Raw genomic sequence first — 16,081 nt, 5'->3', positions numbered from 1 at the left:
CGGAGGTCACCGCCATGGCCCTGCGTCCCTATTGGAAAGGCTATCTTAAACTCTCGCTGGTCACCTGTCCGGTGCAGATGATGCCGGCGACCTCCGAGAGCGAGAAGGTCCGCTTCCATACGCTCAATCGCCAGACCCAGAACCGCGTCGTAAGCCACTATGTCGACTCCGTGACCGGCAGGGAGGTCCGGGAAGAGGACGAAGTGAAGGGGTACCAGCGTGGCGAGAATGAGTACGTCATCCTCGAAGACGAGGAGTTGGAGAACGTCGCTCTCGAAAGCACCAAGACCATCGACATCTCCACCTTCGCGCCTCGCGACAGCATCGAATGGATCTGGCTCGACACGCCCTATTATCTCTCGCCGAACGACCCGGTCGGACAGGAAGCCTTCTCTGTCATCCGCGATGCGATGGAATCACAGGACATGGTCGGCATATCCCGACTGGTGATCTCGCGACGCGAACGTGCCGTCATGCTCGAGCCACGCGGCAAGGGTATCGTGCTCTGGACGTTGCGCTTTGGAGACGAAGTTCGCGATGAAGACACCTATTTCGAGGCGATCGGCGATGAAAAGGCCGATTCTGAGATGATGCCGCTCTTCGAGCAGCTGATCAAAAAGCAGACCAAGGATTGGAGCCCGAAAATGGTCGCCGACCCGGTTCAGGAGCGCCTGCTCGAAATCATCGCAGCCAAGAAGAAGGCGTTGAAGCCGCAGAAGGCCAAGGGCAAGACTGCACCTTCGTCGCCGCCGAGCAATGTCGTCAACATCATGGACGCCTTGCGGAAGTCAGTCTCGGCTGAGAAACGGGCGACCAAATGAGCCGTCGTGCCAAACCTTTGCTGCAGGACGATTCCGTTGCCAAGTCCAAACCGGCCCGGCCGCGCGATCCGGCACAACCCAATCTTCCGTTCGACCCGATGCCCGAGCGCATCGAGCCCTGCCTGGCGCTCCTGAACCCGGTCCCACCGAAAGGCCCGGATTGGGCGTTCGAGGTGAAGTGGGACGGCTATCGCCTGGCCATTCATATCGAGCCGAAAGGGGTGCGGATTATCACTCGCGGCGGGCACGACTGGACGCATCGTTTCCCGGCAATCGCCGAGGCCGCCATCAAGCTCGGTGTCGGGACGGCTATCCTGGACGGCGAGGCCGTCGTGCTCGATGAGGAAGGACGCTCAGATTTCGGGGCGCTGCAGCGTTCGCTCGGCGGACGCGGCGGCAAGCGCTCGTCGACGGAGTCGGTGTTTTTCGCGTTCGACCTACTTTATTTCGACGGTCACAACCTGACCGGAACCGAGCTCTCCCTGCGCCGGCATCTGCTCGAGGACTTTCTCGACGGTTCCAGCGGCGTGATCCAGTTGTCCGAGGAAGTCTATGGCGATGGCGCCGCACTTCTCGAGAAGGCTTGCTCGATGGGGCTCGAAGGGATCATTGCCAAGCACCGGGATCAGCCCTATCGCTCCGGCCGCACCGGCGACTGGCTGAAGATCAAATGCGTCCAGAGCGAAAGCTTCATGATCGTCGGCTACGAGCAGTCGCTGACTGCCCGCGGCGGGCTTGGCAGCCTGCTTCTCGCCGGGCGCAAAGGTCATGACTGGGTTTACGTCGGCTCGGTCGGAACGGGGTTCAACACCAAGCATGCCGAGTATTTGCGCAAGACGCTCGACCGGCTTAAGACAAACAAACCGGCCGTGCCGCTCAAGGGCAAAAACCTCGTCTTCGCCCAGCCGACCTTGATCGCGGAGATCGAGTTTCGTGGCTGGACCCATGACGGCAGCCTGCGCCACGCCTCCTACAAGGGCCTTCGCGAGGTTCAGGACAATGCCGCGGTGTTTGACATGAGCGAACGGGCGACCCTCTGAAAGGCGGGGTGGTGAGGCGGCCGCGAATGACCGCTACCAGAGCTCCTCCTCGACCGCCTCTTTGATAGCGCCGACGATATAGTTGACGAGCCCGCCGCCGGCCGCTTCCACCAGCATGTCGCGACTGATGCCCTTCTTCTCCGCGTCAGCGAGAAGATTCTCGACCAGCCTCGACGCGTCGCTCTGCTGCGTGCCGCTGTCGATATGCTCCGATTTCCAGCGTTCAAGGAATTGTTCAGGCTTCATAGCTTGGACCTCCTGACGTGGCGAACCCTTAGGAACGGAAATGGTTCTCAGTATGACGCCACCGAGATTTGGGAAAACCGACTGACAAAAGAACAGGGCGCTCGACCCTTGCGGGGAGCGCCCTGTCGGACCCGGACAACCGCGCGGCAGACAAGCTGCTCGGCAAGGCGATCATCGATACGGGTGGTGAGCGATAGATGATGACCGGCTGCGCACATTTCAAGGTCCGTCGACGCGCTGGAGTTCGAAGAAGTAGATCCGCTCGTCGCCCTTGATCGTCATGGCGCCCATGATCCTCTCCGCATCGTCCGCCGGAAGTGGTCCACGATCGGCTGGTGGTCATAGACCATGGCCGCGCTCTCGACGCCGCCAAACACCATCGTCTTCAAGGACGCGACCGGACCCTTCGCCCGCAGCCGGCGGTGGAAATAGGAAAACAGGTTGCGCGCGACGCACATTCTGCCGCCCTCGTGAAAACGCAATGCCAAACCGAAGCGGGATCCATTTCGGATCAACGGCAACCAGCCTCAGGTCCCCGGAACGAAATAGCAAGGCATCGGCGCGCATGTCCGGCCTGAACCGTTTGCCGAACCAGCCGAGATTTTCGAGCACACCGTCGAATGGATGCCCGGTCGCGATGCCGTGTCCTTTCCAAAGCCCGATCAGTTCGCCCGGCGCAATCGGCGGCAGACTTTGGAACTCCTCAAGCGCGGTCTGCTGATCTCTCACCGGGAGCATCCTTCGCCTCCTTGCGCTCTCTGGCACGACGCCTGGACTTGGCGTCGCGCCGTGCGATCCGCAGTTCCTCCAGATCAGGTATCCACCAGCCCCGTTCGAGCTCGTGCTCGTTCGGCGGCGTTCGTGCAGGCCAGGTCGTCACCAGTTCTTCGAGCGAACCCGATCGCCACGACGCCCAGACATATTCATCGCTATTTGCGGCGGGGAAATAGAACGCGGTGACTGTCGCCGGATCGGCCAGCTCGCCGTCGGTGCCGAGGAAGAAGACGACGCCGACATGCGTCCCAATGGCGCGGTCCGAGGGCGGAGCATCATCGGCAGGAACGGGATAGCGTTTCCGACGACGTTCCCTCATCCTCGCCTTGGATGCCTCGTCTTCTTGCGTTCCCTTGATTGCTTCGCGCCGGGCCCGGCGTGCTTCCGGCTCACTGCGCTCGGCCGCCGCCTCGATCGTGGGCCATCGCCTCCGGAGTTCATCGAACGAGCGGTAAGGGACGGTCCATAGCCGGCGATCGGCGTCCCAGCGTGCGTGCGGAATTTCCCGGATCTCGTTGACGACCGTACGTGAATAGGGCGTCTGAATCTGTAGTGTGGCGGGCGTCGCCTCGAGATAGCGGCTTTCGATCGAATCGAAGGCGAACGCGTCCCTGCCCTTCTCATCGGCGAATCTATCGGCCTCCGCCTCCATCGCGGCCAGCCAGCGGCTGATGCGCTTCTGGGCAGTGCGACCCGGCACGAACCAGGCATTCAGCCTGTCGCTCCAGCGCGCCCGCGGGAAAGCCTCCCGAAACCGCGCGAGCGTGATGCGGTCATGCGGCAGGTCGGTCGTCGCACCCACACGGGCGGAGGTGGCAGATTGGTCGTTCGTTTCTTCGTCCATCGGTCCGAGCCAGCACCTTGTCGCGATCATGCGGCCCGTCTGGATTTTCCAAGGCGCTTGATCGCCTGTTCGAGCGGACGCTCGCCGTCACAATAGTCTTGCCAGGCAGTGGTTTTTGCAAGCAGTGCCGGCACGGTGCGGACGGTGAACCGCTTCGGGTCGAGATCGGACTTCACCTGGGTCCAGTTGAGCGGCATCGAGACTGTGGCGCCGGGCCGTGCGCGCGGCGACAGCGGCGCCACAGCGGTCGCCATGCGATCGTTGCGGAGATAATCGAGAAAGATCCTTCCGCCCCTGAGGCTCTTGCTCATCTTGATGAGATAAAGATCGGGATTATCGCGCGCCATTTGGAGGCAGACATCATGCGCGAATTCCTTGGCCTCGGCCCATGACAGAGGCTTACGCTTATTCACAGCGAATGGCGTGACGACATGCAATCCCTTCCCGCCGGTGGTCTTGCAGAAACTGACGAGGCCGAGCTCGTCGAGCCGGTCACGCATTTCCCGCGCGGCCGCGACCACTGTCGCAAACGGCACCTCGGGACCAGGATCGAGATCGAACACCAGACGGCCGGGCACTTCCGGCTTGCCGGGTTCGCAGTTCCACGGATGTAGTTCGATTCCGCCTATTTGGGCGATCGCCGCGAGCCCTTCGATCCGATCGATCTGAAGGTAGGGCTTCTTGTCCCCGAAGACTTTCACCAGTTCGAGCAGATTGGACGTGCCGGACATTGCATGGCGCTGAAAGAACTGTTCACCGCCAATGCCGTCGGGCGCACGAATGATCGAGCAGGGCCGGCCCTTGATATGATCGATGAGCCAGGTGCCGACGGCTTCATGATAGCGGGCAAGGTCCTCCTTTGTGACCGGCTCGCCATCGCCGGCGTCCGGCCAGAGTGGCTTATCGGGGCTGGAGATGAGGACGCCCATGACCTCGGCCTTGGCGCCCTTGCGCCGCAGCGGTCTGGTCTTGGCAGACGGCCCAGGCTCGGGCGTGTCGGTTTTGGCGGGCGATGCCGGCCTTTCGGTCTCGACCTCCGCGGACGGCTTGTCTTCGCGCAGACCCTTGAAGGCTGCCTGACGAACTAGGCCGTCGGCCGTCCAACCTTCGAATTCGATTTCGGCGACGAGTTCGGGCTTCACCCAGGCCACTTCCGCCTGCTTCTTCGGAGCACCGATACCAGTGAAGGGCGATCTTGTCGTCTCGAGCGCCTTCAGTTTCGGAAGCAGCATCTCGACTTTCTTGGCGCCGAAGCCCGTGCCGACCCGGCCGACATAGACAAAGTGATCGCCGCGGTGGACGCCGGCCAGCAGTGAGCGAAATTTGCCGTTGGTCCTGGCATAGCCACCGATCACCACTTCGTGGCCGGCGCGGCATTTCGACTTTGCCCAGGTATCGGTGCGGCCCGACTGGTAGGGCGCATCCATCTGCTTGGAGACGATGCCTTCGAGCGACAGCTTGCAGGCGGAGCGCAGCACCGCGTCACCGCCGGATTCGAAGTGATCGACGTAGCGGATACGCGGATCGTCGCTTCCGGCAGCGAGGAAGTCTTCGAGCCGCTTCTTCCGCTCGACCAGGCGCATCGACCGCAAGTCCTCGCCGCCATCGAAGAGCAGGTCGAAGGCGAAGTAGACAAGGTTGCCGGTCTTGCCTTCCGAGAGCGCGGCCTGGAGGGCGGCGAAATCGGGTGCGCCATTGTCGTCGAGGGCGCAGATTTCGCCATCGATGATGCAATCTGGCAGTTCGGATGCAGCATCGGCGATCTCTGGATATTTCGCGGTCCAGTCGAGACCCTTGCGCGTCTTCAGCGTCACCTTGCCCTGGGCGACGCGCATCTGGATCCGATAACCGTCGAACTTGATCTCATGCAGCCAGTCGTCGCCGGCCGGCGGCCGCGCAAGCGTCTCGCAGAGCTGCGGCGCGATGAAGTCCGGCAGGTCAGCCGCCGTAAAGGTCGCGATATCCTTGCGCGATCTCTTCTTGCGCTCGTCAGCCGCCAGACCGTGCTTGCTGTCCCAGACGGCATCCGCTTCTACATCCGCATTCGCCATCATGAACGGTCGTGGCTTGCGGCCCTTGCCTTCCGCGATCTGCTCCATGCTGCGGCCGGAGGCGACGGAAGTCGCGTTCTCCTCCAGGATCTTCGCGCCGTTCTCCTCGACGGAATAATCGTCATGATGTTTGATCAGCAGCCAGTTGGTGCGCTTGCCGCCATCGCGATCGTTGCGCATCCGCACCAGGACGAAACTGCCATGCAGCCGCTTGCCCTGGAGCGTGAACTTGAAGTCGCCCTTCTTCAGGGCCTCTTCGGGTGATTTCCTACCCTCCGGCTCCCAATAGCCGCGATCCCACAACATCACCGTGCCGCCGCCATACTGGCCCTTGGGGATCGTGCCTTCGAAGTCGCCGTAGTCGAGCGGGTGATCCTCGACCTCGACAGCGAGCCGCTTGTCATTAGGATCGAGCGATGGCCCCTTGGTTACCGCCCAGGACTTGAACACACCGTCGAGTTCAAGCCTCAGGTCATAATGGAGCCGTGTGGCGTCGTGCTTCTGGATCACGAACCGACGCCGGTTTGACGGCTTGACCTGTGCTTCACCGCTCGGTTCGCTGGTCTTCTTGAAATCGCGCTTGGCACGGTATTTCGAAAGATTGTCAGCCATTGGTGTCGCGGATCCTTCCAGTCGTACGAGGAGCGGCGCCGGCGTCTGCCTCCCGATCGATCGTCACGGGACGACAACGCCGCTGGCGGTCCGTAGTTTCGCGGGCCGCGTGGGTCCGGGTCGGTCGAACAGTTGATATCGCGGTAAAGGCTGGTATGTTCCCTATTTGCTCGACACAGCCGCCATGAACGACATGTTGCCTCCGTGGCACCTGTAAAGTGACGTTTACAGGCTACTCAGCTACCTCTCCCACTCGATCCCTCTATCCCGATCCTGCTTTAACTCGAGTTGGCGCGACGGCTCCGGTCGGGACAGGTCTGCCGTTCGGGCTCGTTCAGCAATGCCCGCGATAGTTTTGATGCGATCGAGTTTGGCCAAGTTTTCAGGCGCCATTCGCAAGTTCTCTCGTCTCAAATCACCAAAGTCAGCGCTGCCAAACCGCTGCTCGAGCGCATGAACGATCTTATTCGCCTCTTCGAGCGCCAGTCTCCCTTCGGTGGTGCCGGCGAGCTGTTCGAGGAACCTTGGCTTCTCAGCCTGAGAGAGCGCATCAAGCTGTTTCAGAATCGCCTCGCTACGAGAACTCAATCCCGGCACTTCGATTCCATCACGCTTGTCGCGAAGCCATGTTTCGGACTGCCGCTCCGCGTCCAGCCGGCGTTGCCAGGATTCAACTGCTGAGCCAACATGGATACTGAACGCCTTGGTGTAGGATCGCGCTTCCCGACGCTCCCTGTTCTCGCCAAAGATGCCGGTTCTTCCACGCAAGTCTCCAAACTGCTCGGGCTGCGCGGTGATCAGCCTCGTCAAAGCCCATTGGTCGAGGCCCTTTTCCACGATTGCTTCTCGTAGTTTCGTCATTGCACCATCGGGATCGGCATAAATGCTGCGAGCGAGGTCCCGTACGCTGTGCATCGCTCGTTCGAAGGTCGGGCGAGCGTTTTCGCGGGCTATGGTTTCGATGCTGCGCGAATATTTCGTCAGCGCCGGTACAAGCGGTTCGGCCTTTTCAGCCGGAGCTTTCTGGCGAGCCTCGGCGGTCGTTGCCGATTGCCGATCGGCCAGGGAGCGAGCACGCTCGTTGCCAGGACCGTAGCGAGCCGTCAGCCGGTTTTGAACCATTCTGGACGAAGGAACAACGACAATCTCGCTGCGAACACCCAGCTCCTCGGCAAGTCCACGACGCTTGGCAAAGGCTTTGGTGTAATCGAGAGTGGTCTCCTTCACACCCGACCGGCTCATGCTGGCGCTCAGCACCTTCATATCCTTCAGTTCATCCTGCCCGGCATAAAGCCGCACACTGTCGCGATGACGGGTCATCGCCACATAGGCCAGATGACGATCCATGGTGCGCGACCCCATGACGAAGCTGCGATCAACCGTCGTCCCCTGAGATTTGTGGATCGTGATCGCATAGCCATGATCAAAGGATTGGTAACTGTTGACCGGTATGGAGACGGTCCGGGCAAGGTCTTGCCGGCCGTCGAGGCGCACTTGTACTGCGTTCGGCTCGACGGAGAGTACCGTCCCCAGCATGCCGTTTCTGACGCCAAGATCGCGATTGTTTTCCAGGAGTACAATGCGATCGCCGGCAGCAAAACTCCGCTCTCCCACCGTCGTTTGATAAGTCACCTCACGCCCAGGCATTGCCTGCGCCTGTTTCCCACCCGCCAACCGACCACGCTCCTGAAGCAAAGCCCGGATCTCGGTGTTGATGATCCGGACATCGACACGTCGATGGGCAAGCGCTATGCGCGAGCCGGAGGAACGGGCTTCGTAGTCATTGACGTAGTCGCGCACCAGTGCTGCTCTTGCCGTCTGCCGGTCCTTCTCAAAGCTGATTGAACCGTGGTTGTTGTAAGCCTTCAGCCCCTCGCCTGTTCGGTGCGTTGCAAACGCACTCGACGCCTGCCGCTGCCAGCTCGCCTTTTGGCGACGGATTTCCGAAAGTTCGACGGCACCGATGCGCTCGGTAATCGCCCGAAGTGGAGACCCCGCCCCGATCGCCTGCAACTGCTCGTGGTCGCCGACGAGGACGAGTTTTGTCCCCTTCGTCTCGGCTTCTGAGATGAACCTTGCCAATTGCCGGCTTCCAACCATGCCAGCCTCGTCGATGACGAGAATATCGCTCCTTCCCAACTCTCCTCGACCAGCCTGCCATCCATATTCAAAGGACGCCAAGGTCCGGGACCGGATACCCGAGGATGCCTCCAGACCCTCGGCCGCCTTGCCGGCAAGAGCCGCGCCATGGACACGGTAACCTTGCCGCTCCCATGCCTGCCGTGCAGCAGCCAGCATCGTCGACTTACCCGCTCCTGCAAAGCCGATCACCGTTGCGATCTGCTCCGGTCCGGTGATGTGGCGAACCGCCATCCGCTGTTCATCGCTCAAGCCCACAGGATCAAGCGACCGATCGCCTTCCCCCACCCCGGTTTCACCGCGTTCGGTTTTTGCCTTGATCGACGCATCCGTCGCCCTCAACGCCCAATCCACATGACGGCGTTCGACGAAGTGACTATCGATGCCTGCCATCTTGTTAGCGCTCATCGCCATGACATGCTCGATCGCCACCATCTCTCGCGTCGAATAGCGGGCAGGCTTGCCCGCCTGTTCGGGCTGCAATTCAACGAGGGCTGGCGATCCCATGACCGCCGCAAACGCGTTCTGGAATGCCTCAGGCTCATCGACGTAGCGATGCAGTGTCCGCGCCACATCGTGGCGATCGAACACACTTTTCTCGGAGGTGATCACCGACAAGACCTGGTCCGGCTTTTGCCGAAATAATTCGGCGTTTTGACGCGCGGCATGTGCGTCGAGCCGCGTGCGCGACACACTCAGCTCCCGCCGCTCCATCTGGCTTGCATGTACGCCGACATGCTGCGTCGGCTCGATCTCAAGCCCTCGCTCCTGATGGGAGCGATGGTCGACCCGAGTATCCAAACCGGCCATTGCCAGATGGCGGTTGACGCGATGCTCCCAGAGCTGGCGAATATCCCGAAGCTGCATTTGCGAGGTCGGCAGATTGTTCGACAGCAGCCATTTGTTTTCCCGCTCCAGATGGGTCTTAATCCCGAGCCCGTATTCCGTCACCTGCCGCGTGGTCATCAAGAGATGCGCATGATGGTTGCGAATGTCGCCAAGCTTGGACGGTTCGGCTCGTTCATGCGGGCTATGGATCGCAAAATCGACCGCCGCCCCAAACCGGTTGGCAAGCTCCTGTGCAAAGGCCCACGTCAGACGAAGGCGCTGCTCTCGCGTCAGTTCATGAGGAAGCGCGATCTCGAACTCTCTGGCGACGCGGGCATCTTTGCGTGTCTCGCTGCGCTCTGCCGCATTCCACAGAGCTGCACGATCCCTCGCCCACTCGGCACCAACGCCCGTCGGCAGAACGATCCCGGAATGTTCGACACCCTGTTTGCGGGTGAAGTCATGCACCTTGCCCGTCGCGCTCGTTGACCAGTCGTTCACCGGCGCGATAGGCAGCGGCTGCCACCGCGCTGCGCCCGGCATTGCGTGAGATCGGCTTCGTGCTGGCATGATAGATCGCCAAGGCTTCGCCCTCGTCCCGATCTGAGATCGGCGCGCCTGAGTTGCATAGCAACTCGTAAGTGCGCCCTTCCCCGTTTCCGCCACGTTAGCGCAAGCCGTCGCCACCGAGCAAGCGGAGACGTCGCCAACCATCAACAAAAGCAGCGATTTGATCAAAATCTACGAACTTTTACGGATATCAAAACCGCACCAAGTCTGCTTATCATATTCCCGCGTGACGAGATTTTTGCTGCATTTCAACCAGATTGGGAATCAATTCCTGATTGCCGGATGTGGGGTCGAATAGGCGCCTCCGGCCGGTCCATGGTTCATGCGTTTCCCAAAGAAGAAGATGCCGTCAGGCTGTTTCTCGAGGTCATCAAAAGAAAGCGGGCGCGCGGCTATCGCCCGACGACGGCCACTCGCTGTCGAATTTACTGATTTCGAGGTTTCCCGCGGCGGCTTTCGCGATGGCGGTAATCGGGTGAACCGCACCAGCATCCCCTTCAGCTGTGCGTACTGAAGCTGAAGCTTGCTCGCCAATTGCGCCCGCAGCACCCTGATTTCTTCATCAAGGCTTATCGCGTCGTCAAAAAGCGGCGGGAGCGTCCGCCGAGCTCTGCGGAACGACGTCAAGCACGTCAACCTTCTTGCCACGTCTGCTAGGACCTGGCTTTACATCATGACGAAGCGACGCGGGTTTACGTGACAACGCCTCCGGCGATGTTCAGACCGAGTTTGCCCTTGCGGAAAAAGTGACTGACGACCTTGCCAAGGGTGCGAAGACGGCGGCCGGTGGCGCTGAGGAATTTTGCGAGCTGTCGCATCATGGATCTCCTTTTGATTGCGGTTCATTACGGGGATGAAGAGCGGACGGGAAAGGAGGGCTGCACCCACAGGGCTGAAGCGGAGCGGAGGACCTGATGGCGACTGAATCTTGATGCGCGAGGAGCGTTAAGCGGGGAAAATTCTGGCGTCATCAGGTTGCAGCCAGACGCCCGGGACGCACCACCACTGATGTCAATAAAATGGGATCGACAGGAGATCTGCGACAGCGTGTGATGAAGACGCGGTTTGACGCCGCCCCTCAGAACGGTGGCTCGGCATCGACGCGGCCGTCCAGCTCCGCTATCGCGACCGTCAGTTCGGCCTGTGCGAGATCGAGCTCGGCTTCGATCAGGCGGCGCTCGCAACGATCGAGAGCGTTTCGCAATTCGGCCCGAAGTTCTTCGATCTGGCATTCGAGTTCGTAGGTCATCGTCTGATCTCCTATGTGAAAGACGATCAGCGGCGCCGGATAGGGAATGACGATGTCAAGGAGCGCTGAAGCGACCGGCAGCGCCGGGGAGTGGGGGAGCCGATTTCGTGTTGGCGGCTCTGCTGCCAATTCGAAATTGGGGGAACCGCTCATCCTTGACGACGGCAATCCCGTCGGCATCATCGTCGGATACTGAGCAGGTTTTTCCTCCTCTCCGTATGGCACCCAAAAAAGCCGGACCTCGCTCGATGCGTGGTCCGGCTTTGATCTCATGGTAGAGATGGCGACCTGGCAAACGCCGAATGCACGCGAAACACCGCTTTCCGCATTGACTTTAAGTAACGGCGAATCAAAAGCTTGGCGGCCTAACAGAGGAGAACACTGATGGCCGACGAAACCACGATTGAAGCATCTGCCGCGACAGAAACGCCAGCCCCTGCCCCCGCTGAGAAGAAGACGCGCAAGCCACGGACGCCGAAAGCTGTCACTAAGGCCAGCACCGTCGATGCTACCTCTGCACCGGTAGAAAAGCCGGCCAAGAAAACACGTGCCAAGCGTGGCTCCAAAGTGGTTCCGGTCAAGGCGGAAAAGCCGGTTGCCACACCGAAGGCGGCCGCCAGTCGCGCGCGCCGCGTTGGAGCTGCTGCGTCCGCTCCGGTCGCTACCTCTGTTGACGTCATCGACGATATCGCCGACCTCATCAAGCTTGAGGAAGAGAACAAGCAGCTTCGCAAGGAGCTCTCCGAAAAGCTGCGCGCAGAGAATGCAGATCTGCGCAAGCGCCTTGGCAAGGGCTGATTTCGGCTTTTTTTGAGCGGCGCCACCTATTCCATGCGATGGCGCCGCCGACCTTTCGTATGATTGACCCGAGATCAATGCGGTTTTGGTGACAATGAATGACCGCGGCAATATCCCCGCCGCCATGCTTTGAAGGTAAATGCGATGAGAACACCATGGAGATTTGTGGCTGACCTGGTGTCACGTAAACCGAAACCAGATAGCCATGACGAGAGCCCAGCAGTCGCGCCGAAGACCATTGCTCTCGAGTACAGACCCTCCCTCGAAGAGGAACACCCGGACATTGAACCAGCGGTGCCCGACCGCTCCGCGGAGGCCGACTCCGAGGCGCAAGTCGAGGCAAACCTGCGCGACCCAGATACTGACTCGACGGACATCGAAACGGCGACACCAGTTGTAGCGAAAGCTCCTGCGGCCCCAGCCAGAAACGAGGAGCCGGCAGCGCTCCCCCCATCGCAAGAGCCTGACGAGAAGCCGCCTGCTCCCAAGCCGACCCGAGCTGCCGAAACACCGGTCGAGCGAGCGCCGGCACGCCAAAAGAAGATTAAGCCGATCGTTGAGCCGGTGGTTTCCGTCGCCCAAACCGACGAGGTCGCCCCTGCCGTCGCTGCCGGCCCGAAATCTTTCGCGGATGAAATGGCTAACCTGGATGTGGAGGTCGATGCGTTGCGGCGCCAGCTTGCAAAGAAGCTCATCGAGCAGAACGCGCAATTACGCAAGATGCTCGCCAGGTTCGACGCGCGGTAATCGCGCGTCCCCATTCCGATAAGGGAAAAGGCTCCGCCGGTGGCGGAGCCTCGTGATCTTGATCAATCCCGGTTCGGGCGGGACCAGATGAGCTGGATGCCGTCTTCGCCTTCGACTTCGGCGAGTGTTGCGTAGATTGGAGCCGGGAAGCTCGGATCGTCGAGTTTAACCGAGAGGTAGTCGCGGCCCTCACCGGAGGTCTTCTGCCAGGCGGCGCCTAGTTCAACGCTCCCGGCGTAGACGCGGAACTGCGGGCCCTTGTCGGACGGGTTCTCGACGCGGGCGATGCGGGCTTTGACGTTGAGGGCGAGAGTGCGGATGGAGCCAGTGAAGCCGTTTTCGGTGGAGGTGAAGGTGCCGATGGTTGCCATTGTCGTATTCCTTTTCTCGTATTCGGGCCGCGCCCATCGCGGTCTCGATGGCTGTCGCAAAGACCGGTGACGATCGGACCGCACCTGATAAGGCCGGAATGAAATGGAGGGCGGCAACTGCCACTTTTGTTAGTGGGAGAGGAATGGCGGCGCAGCCGACGGGGGTAAGAAAAGTGGTCGTGGCCGTTGCGGGAAAACGATCGAGGCGCAGCCGGTCTCCGGTCAGACATGCCTCATCGAGCTCGCAGATGGGTTGCCGGCAACTCCGACGGGAAGGGATATGGCAGTGGCGTCCCGCCGCATTTCCCTCGGTCAGGAATAGTAGCCTAGGCCCTGCCTCACTTGCACCGCCGTCGTTGCCTGCTTCAATTGGGGAAACGAGCTCCACGTAGACATCGGCCGGCTTGTCCAAGACGCCTCGTGCGATATCGTTGCACCCGCGAATCGTAGCCTGGAGAACCAATGCGTCAGCAGACCAAGCCGTTCATCGTCGAACGCAAGCCGTCCCGTAAACCCAAACCCGACACCGCAAAACCGTCGATCTGGGGAAGGCTGGATGCTGACATTGCACAAGGTCTCCAACAACAATTGGATGGGGACCAGCGTGATACGGATCACGCGGCCGCCACCGGTGGTGACGACCGCGCTTGAGCATTAGGCCGCAGCCATCAAATCCGCTTCCGGCTGTAAGGAATGCAGAAAGCTCACTGCCTGCTGCGCATGGGCGGCCGCCTGGAAAATTGCTCGCTTGTCGTTGGCCAGCACCGATAGCCACGACTGCAGATACGATGCATGATCCGGCCGCGGCTCAAGTTCCGGCGCGATACCGAGGTCAGCGCACAGGAAGCAGCTGCCGAGTTCGGCAACAAGTTCTTCCCGCGCGCGCTCCGTCCGGTCCTTGGCATAGCGGGACAGGTCACGTCCGACGCGATGCGCTGCCGCTGTCCAGTGCGTCGCCTCATGACTGAGGACGGCCGCGTACCCGGCAGCATCGCGAAACGCCTCGAAGGGCGGCATCTGGATATAGTCCATGACCGGCGAATAGTAGGCTTGATTGCCGCCGTGCCGGATGACTGCGCCGGTATTGCGGAAAAAGCGATCGGCACTCTTGATCCGGTCGATCGGATCAAGAACCTTGGCCGGCGGCGCATAGTAGCCATCGGGCAAACCCTCGATCTGCTCCACATTGAACACCGAATACGCCTTCAGGAACGGGATCTCCCGATCGACTTCGTTGCCGTTTCCGTCGGCTTCGGACTTGGTGAAACGGCTGGCGAAGACAACGGTCGAGCCGGTCTCGCCCTTGCGCACGGCCCCGCCCAGTTCGAGCGCCTGCTTGAAGGTCATCCACATCGACGAGGCGAAGCCGCGCGACATCTGCTCCGACCATAGGAGGAGCACGTTCATGCCCGAGTAGGGAACGCCGTTGTGGCGCACCGGCCGGCTTATGCGACCATTGGTGTTGGCGGCGCTCCACGGCTTCATCCAAGTACGCACACCTTGTTCGAGATCCTCGACAATCCGATCGGTGATCCGCGCATAGATGTCGACGCGGTTGGAATCCGTTTTCCTGCTCATGACTTCCTTCTCCATTAGGATAGCGCCTATCGCGGTCCGTCACGGAGGTCCGAACTCAGGGGCCGATGGTGTGGCCATGCACCGGAACGGCCGCAACAGCGTGGAGGACGGCAAAGCCGTTACATGGGCGCCCGGCTCCTGCAGGACCGCCGAGCGGGGCGGGTCGCGATAGGCGCGTCTCCAGTTTTCCTTTTCGGCATGAGAAAAGCCGGCGCTGTAAGCACCGGCTTTGGACCAGGAAAAGAAGGCGGGGTGCGACCCCGCCAAATGAGTTATCCGAATGCAGCCATCTGAACTTCGGCCGCTTTGCGGTCGAGCGATGCGCCCGGGTTTTCGACCGGCCGGTCGAATGGTTTCCAGCTCTCGCCGCCGACCTGTTCGTAAGCCGCCACCGCGCCCTCGGCTGCCATGCGCAGCGGATGGGACTGGATACCCATGTCAGCCGCGAATTCCCGCTTGCGTTGTGCGGCGCTGTCATAGCCGACCGGACCGTCGAGATCCTCGTCGCGGGCATCGTTGGATGCCTTGGCCGTTGCGTCGCGCGCCTCGGTGACGACGCGCGAGTAGAACTGCCCGACGCCATGCGCCGATCCGACGAAGGCCCCGACGATGCGCTGCAGATGGATCTGCATGGCCCGCTCGCCCAAGCCTTCGGAGAGGCTGTCGGCGGTTTCGACGATCAGCCGCTCATGCAGGCTGCGGATGCCTTCGCTGTCGACAACCGTGGTGCCGAAGCTTTCGGCGATCTTGAGCGCCTGGGCCGCATCGGGGCATGTGAGACGGACCATTTCGAGTGTTGCTCCTTTGCGAAGTTGCGAGATCCGTGCGTTGGAGCGGTTTGAAGTTGCTGGCTTGGCCATGGCTGTTCCTTCCTTGGCTGCCGAAGCGGTTCCGGCCCGTGCCGGTCTGCCCTTCGATGCGGACGACCAGAACCGGCAAAGGACGGGCGGCTTCACAGGTCCGATCCGGCTGAGCCAGCAGGGCCGGTCTGCGGGCAAGCAGGTTTTGACCTGAGCAGACGGCGAGCCTGCCCTCGCGCAGGGAGGCTGGGTCGGCCGCCACGCGGCGCGACAGCGGCCTTGAAACGCCCGGCCGCCGGTTCAGACCGCAGCGAACAAGAAGGGCAGTCCAGCACGGCCCGATATCTGGTGTCAAGCGAAGCGAAGAATTGACCCCCCCTATTGCCTCACCCAGGGATGTTACCGAAGTGTTTGGCGCTGAGATGGCCGTTATCTTCTCCTGCCGCGGCGGGAGAAGATAACGGCGCGCGCTCCATCCAGTCTCCATCGAGAATAATCTGCCCGGCTGTTTCGATGCGCCAAGCCTTGATGGCCATTTGCACCGTCCGCAGGCTTTTCTTCGTGAAGCGTGACGGATCGGCGCTCATTAGACGCTCTAGGACCGAGGCTGCCG

At 61.1% G+C, this 16,081-nt stretch carries 16 protein-coding genes and 3 pseudogenes; 8 read left to right on the top strand and 11 right to left on the bottom strand.

Annotation, left to right across the window (positions count from 1 at the left end):
* Positions 1-14: 14 nt before the first annotated feature.
* Positions 15-821, top strand: coding sequence for a non-homologous end joining protein Ku (gene ku / locus C5L12_RS24795; RefSeq protein WP_105374727.1), 807 nt, complete (start codon positions 15-17; stop codon positions 819-821).
* On the top strand, positions 818-1,861 hold the full coding sequence (gene ligD, locus C5L12_RS24790; RefSeq protein ID WP_105374726.1) for a non-homologous end-joining DNA ligase: 1,044 nt from the start codon (positions 818-820) through the stop codon (positions 1,859-1,861). Before ku ends, ligD (C5L12_RS24790) begins: the two co-directional genes overlap by 4 nt.
* Positions 1,862-1,894: 33 nt before the next feature.
* Here ligD (C5L12_RS24790) and C5L12_RS24785 read toward each other — a convergent pair whose 3' ends face one another.
* The 5 genes and pseudogenes from C5L12_RS24785 to traA form a co-directional block, all read right to left on the bottom strand.
* Positions 1,895-2,107: a DUF768 domain-containing protein gene (locus C5L12_RS24785; RefSeq protein ID WP_105374725.1), complete on the bottom strand. Its 213-nt coding sequence runs from the start codon at positions 2,105-2,107 to the stop codon at positions 1,895-1,897.
* Between the two features lie 219 nt (positions 2,108-2,326).
* Positions 2,327-2,845 (bottom strand): annotated as a pseudogene (locus tag C5L12_RS24780) (DUF4334 domain-containing protein).
* A complete protein-coding gene (locus C5L12_RS24775) occupies positions 2,811-3,725 on the bottom strand; it encodes a hypothetical protein (protein ID WP_105374750.1) in 915 nt (304 codons plus the stop codon). Before C5L12_RS24775 ends, C5L12_RS24780 begins: the two are co-directional and overlap by 35 nt.
* Positions 3,726-3,751: 26 nt before the next feature.
* A complete protein-coding gene (gene ligD / locus C5L12_RS24770; protein WP_105374724.1) occupies positions 3,752-6,388 on the bottom strand; it encodes a DNA ligase D in 2,637 nt (878 codons plus the stop codon).
* Positions 6,389-6,628: 240 nt separating this feature from the next.
* Positions 6,629-9,938, bottom strand: a pseudogene (traA, locus tag C5L12_RS24765) (Ti-type conjugative transfer relaxase TraA).
* 269 nt (positions 9,939-10,207) lie between these two features.
* Here traA and C5L12_RS24760 point away from each other — a divergent pair.
* On the top strand, positions 10,208-10,357 hold the full coding sequence (locus C5L12_RS24760) for a WGR domain-containing protein (protein WP_105374749.1): 150 nt from the start codon (positions 10,208-10,210) through the stop codon (positions 10,355-10,357).
* 260 nt (positions 10,358-10,617) lie between these two features.
* On the opposite strand, the gene C5L12_RS29100 is transcribed toward C5L12_RS24760, so the two are convergent.
* On the bottom strand, positions 10,618-10,743 hold the full coding sequence (locus C5L12_RS29100) for a hypothetical protein (RefSeq protein ID WP_280952550.1): 126 nt from the start codon (positions 10,741-10,743) through the stop codon (positions 10,618-10,620).
* Between the two features lie 260 nt (positions 10,744-11,003).
* The gene (locus C5L12_RS28480) at positions 11,004-11,174 is read right to left on the bottom strand and encodes a hypothetical protein (RefSeq protein WP_170109130.1); all 171 of its coding nucleotides are present in this window, start codon (positions 11,172-11,174) and stop codon (positions 11,004-11,006) included.
* A 46-nt stretch (positions 11,175-11,220) separates the two neighbouring features.
* Between C5L12_RS28480 and C5L12_RS28240 the strand changes: the two genes are divergently transcribed.
* The 3 genes from C5L12_RS28240 to C5L12_RS24740 all read left to right on the top strand — a co-directional run bounded on the left by C5L12_RS28240 (position 11,221) and on the right by C5L12_RS24740 (position 12,719).
* Positions 11,221-11,370 (top strand): hypothetical protein, encoded by a 150-nt coding sequence (locus C5L12_RS28240; RefSeq protein ID WP_157949114.1) that lies wholly within the window; start codon positions 11,221-11,223, stop codon positions 11,368-11,370.
* A gap of 188 nt (positions 11,371-11,558) precedes the next feature.
* On the top strand, positions 11,559-11,972 hold the full coding sequence (locus C5L12_RS24745; RefSeq protein WP_105374722.1) for a SyrB-like regulator: 414 nt from the start codon (positions 11,559-11,561) through the stop codon (positions 11,970-11,972).
* Between the two features lie 165 nt (positions 11,973-12,137).
* Positions 12,138-12,719 (top strand): hypothetical protein, encoded by a 582-nt coding sequence (locus tag C5L12_RS24740; protein WP_105374721.1) that lies wholly within the window; start codon positions 12,138-12,140, stop codon positions 12,717-12,719.
* 62 nt (positions 12,720-12,781) lie between these two features.
* Here the strand turns inward: C5L12_RS24740 and C5L12_RS24735 are convergent, their stop codons facing one another.
* Positions 12,782-13,090: a DUF736 domain-containing protein gene (locus C5L12_RS24735; protein ID WP_105374720.1), complete on the bottom strand. Its 309-nt coding sequence runs from the start codon at positions 13,088-13,090 to the stop codon at positions 12,782-12,784.
* Between the two features lie 462 nt (positions 13,091-13,552).
* On the opposite strand from C5L12_RS24735, the gene C5L12_RS24725 reads away from it, so the two are divergent.
* Positions 13,553-13,741 (top strand): hypothetical protein, encoded by a 189-nt coding sequence (locus C5L12_RS24725; RefSeq protein WP_105374718.1) that lies wholly within the window; start codon positions 13,553-13,555, stop codon positions 13,739-13,741.
* 3 nt (positions 13,742-13,744) lie between these two features.
* Here C5L12_RS24725 and C5L12_RS24720 read toward each other — a convergent pair whose 3' ends face one another.
* Both C5L12_RS24720 and C5L12_RS24715 read right to left on the bottom strand, forming a co-directional pair.
* A complete protein-coding gene (locus C5L12_RS24720; RefSeq protein WP_105374717.1) occupies positions 13,745-14,668 on the bottom strand; it encodes an ArdC family protein in 924 nt (307 codons plus the stop codon).
* A gap of 272 nt (positions 14,669-14,940) precedes the next feature.
* The gene (locus C5L12_RS24715) at positions 14,941-15,528 is read right to left on the bottom strand and encodes a hypothetical protein (protein WP_105374716.1); all 588 of its coding nucleotides are present in this window, start codon (positions 15,526-15,528) and stop codon (positions 14,941-14,943) included.
* Between C5L12_RS24715 and C5L12_RS28235 the strand changes: the two genes are divergently transcribed.
* Positions 15,527-15,682 carry a hypothetical protein gene (locus C5L12_RS28235; RefSeq protein WP_157949113.1) on the top strand — a complete coding sequence of 52 codons (156 nt, stop codon included), beginning with the start codon at positions 15,527-15,529 and terminating at the stop codon, positions 15,680-15,682. The two genes, C5L12_RS24715 and C5L12_RS28235, sit on opposite strands and share 2 nt — an antisense overlap.
* 172 nt (positions 15,683-15,854) lie before the next feature.
* Here the strand turns inward: C5L12_RS28235 and C5L12_RS24710 are convergent.
* Positions 15,855-16,081, bottom strand: a pseudogene (locus C5L12_RS24710) (transposase); the annotation flags it as partial.

Source organism: Neorhizobium huautlense (assembly GCF_002968575.1).
GTDB lineage: Bacteria > Pseudomonadota > Alphaproteobacteria > Rhizobiales > Rhizobiaceae > Neorhizobium > Neorhizobium huautlense.
This window is presented reverse-complemented; position numbering and strand designations above follow the sequence as displayed.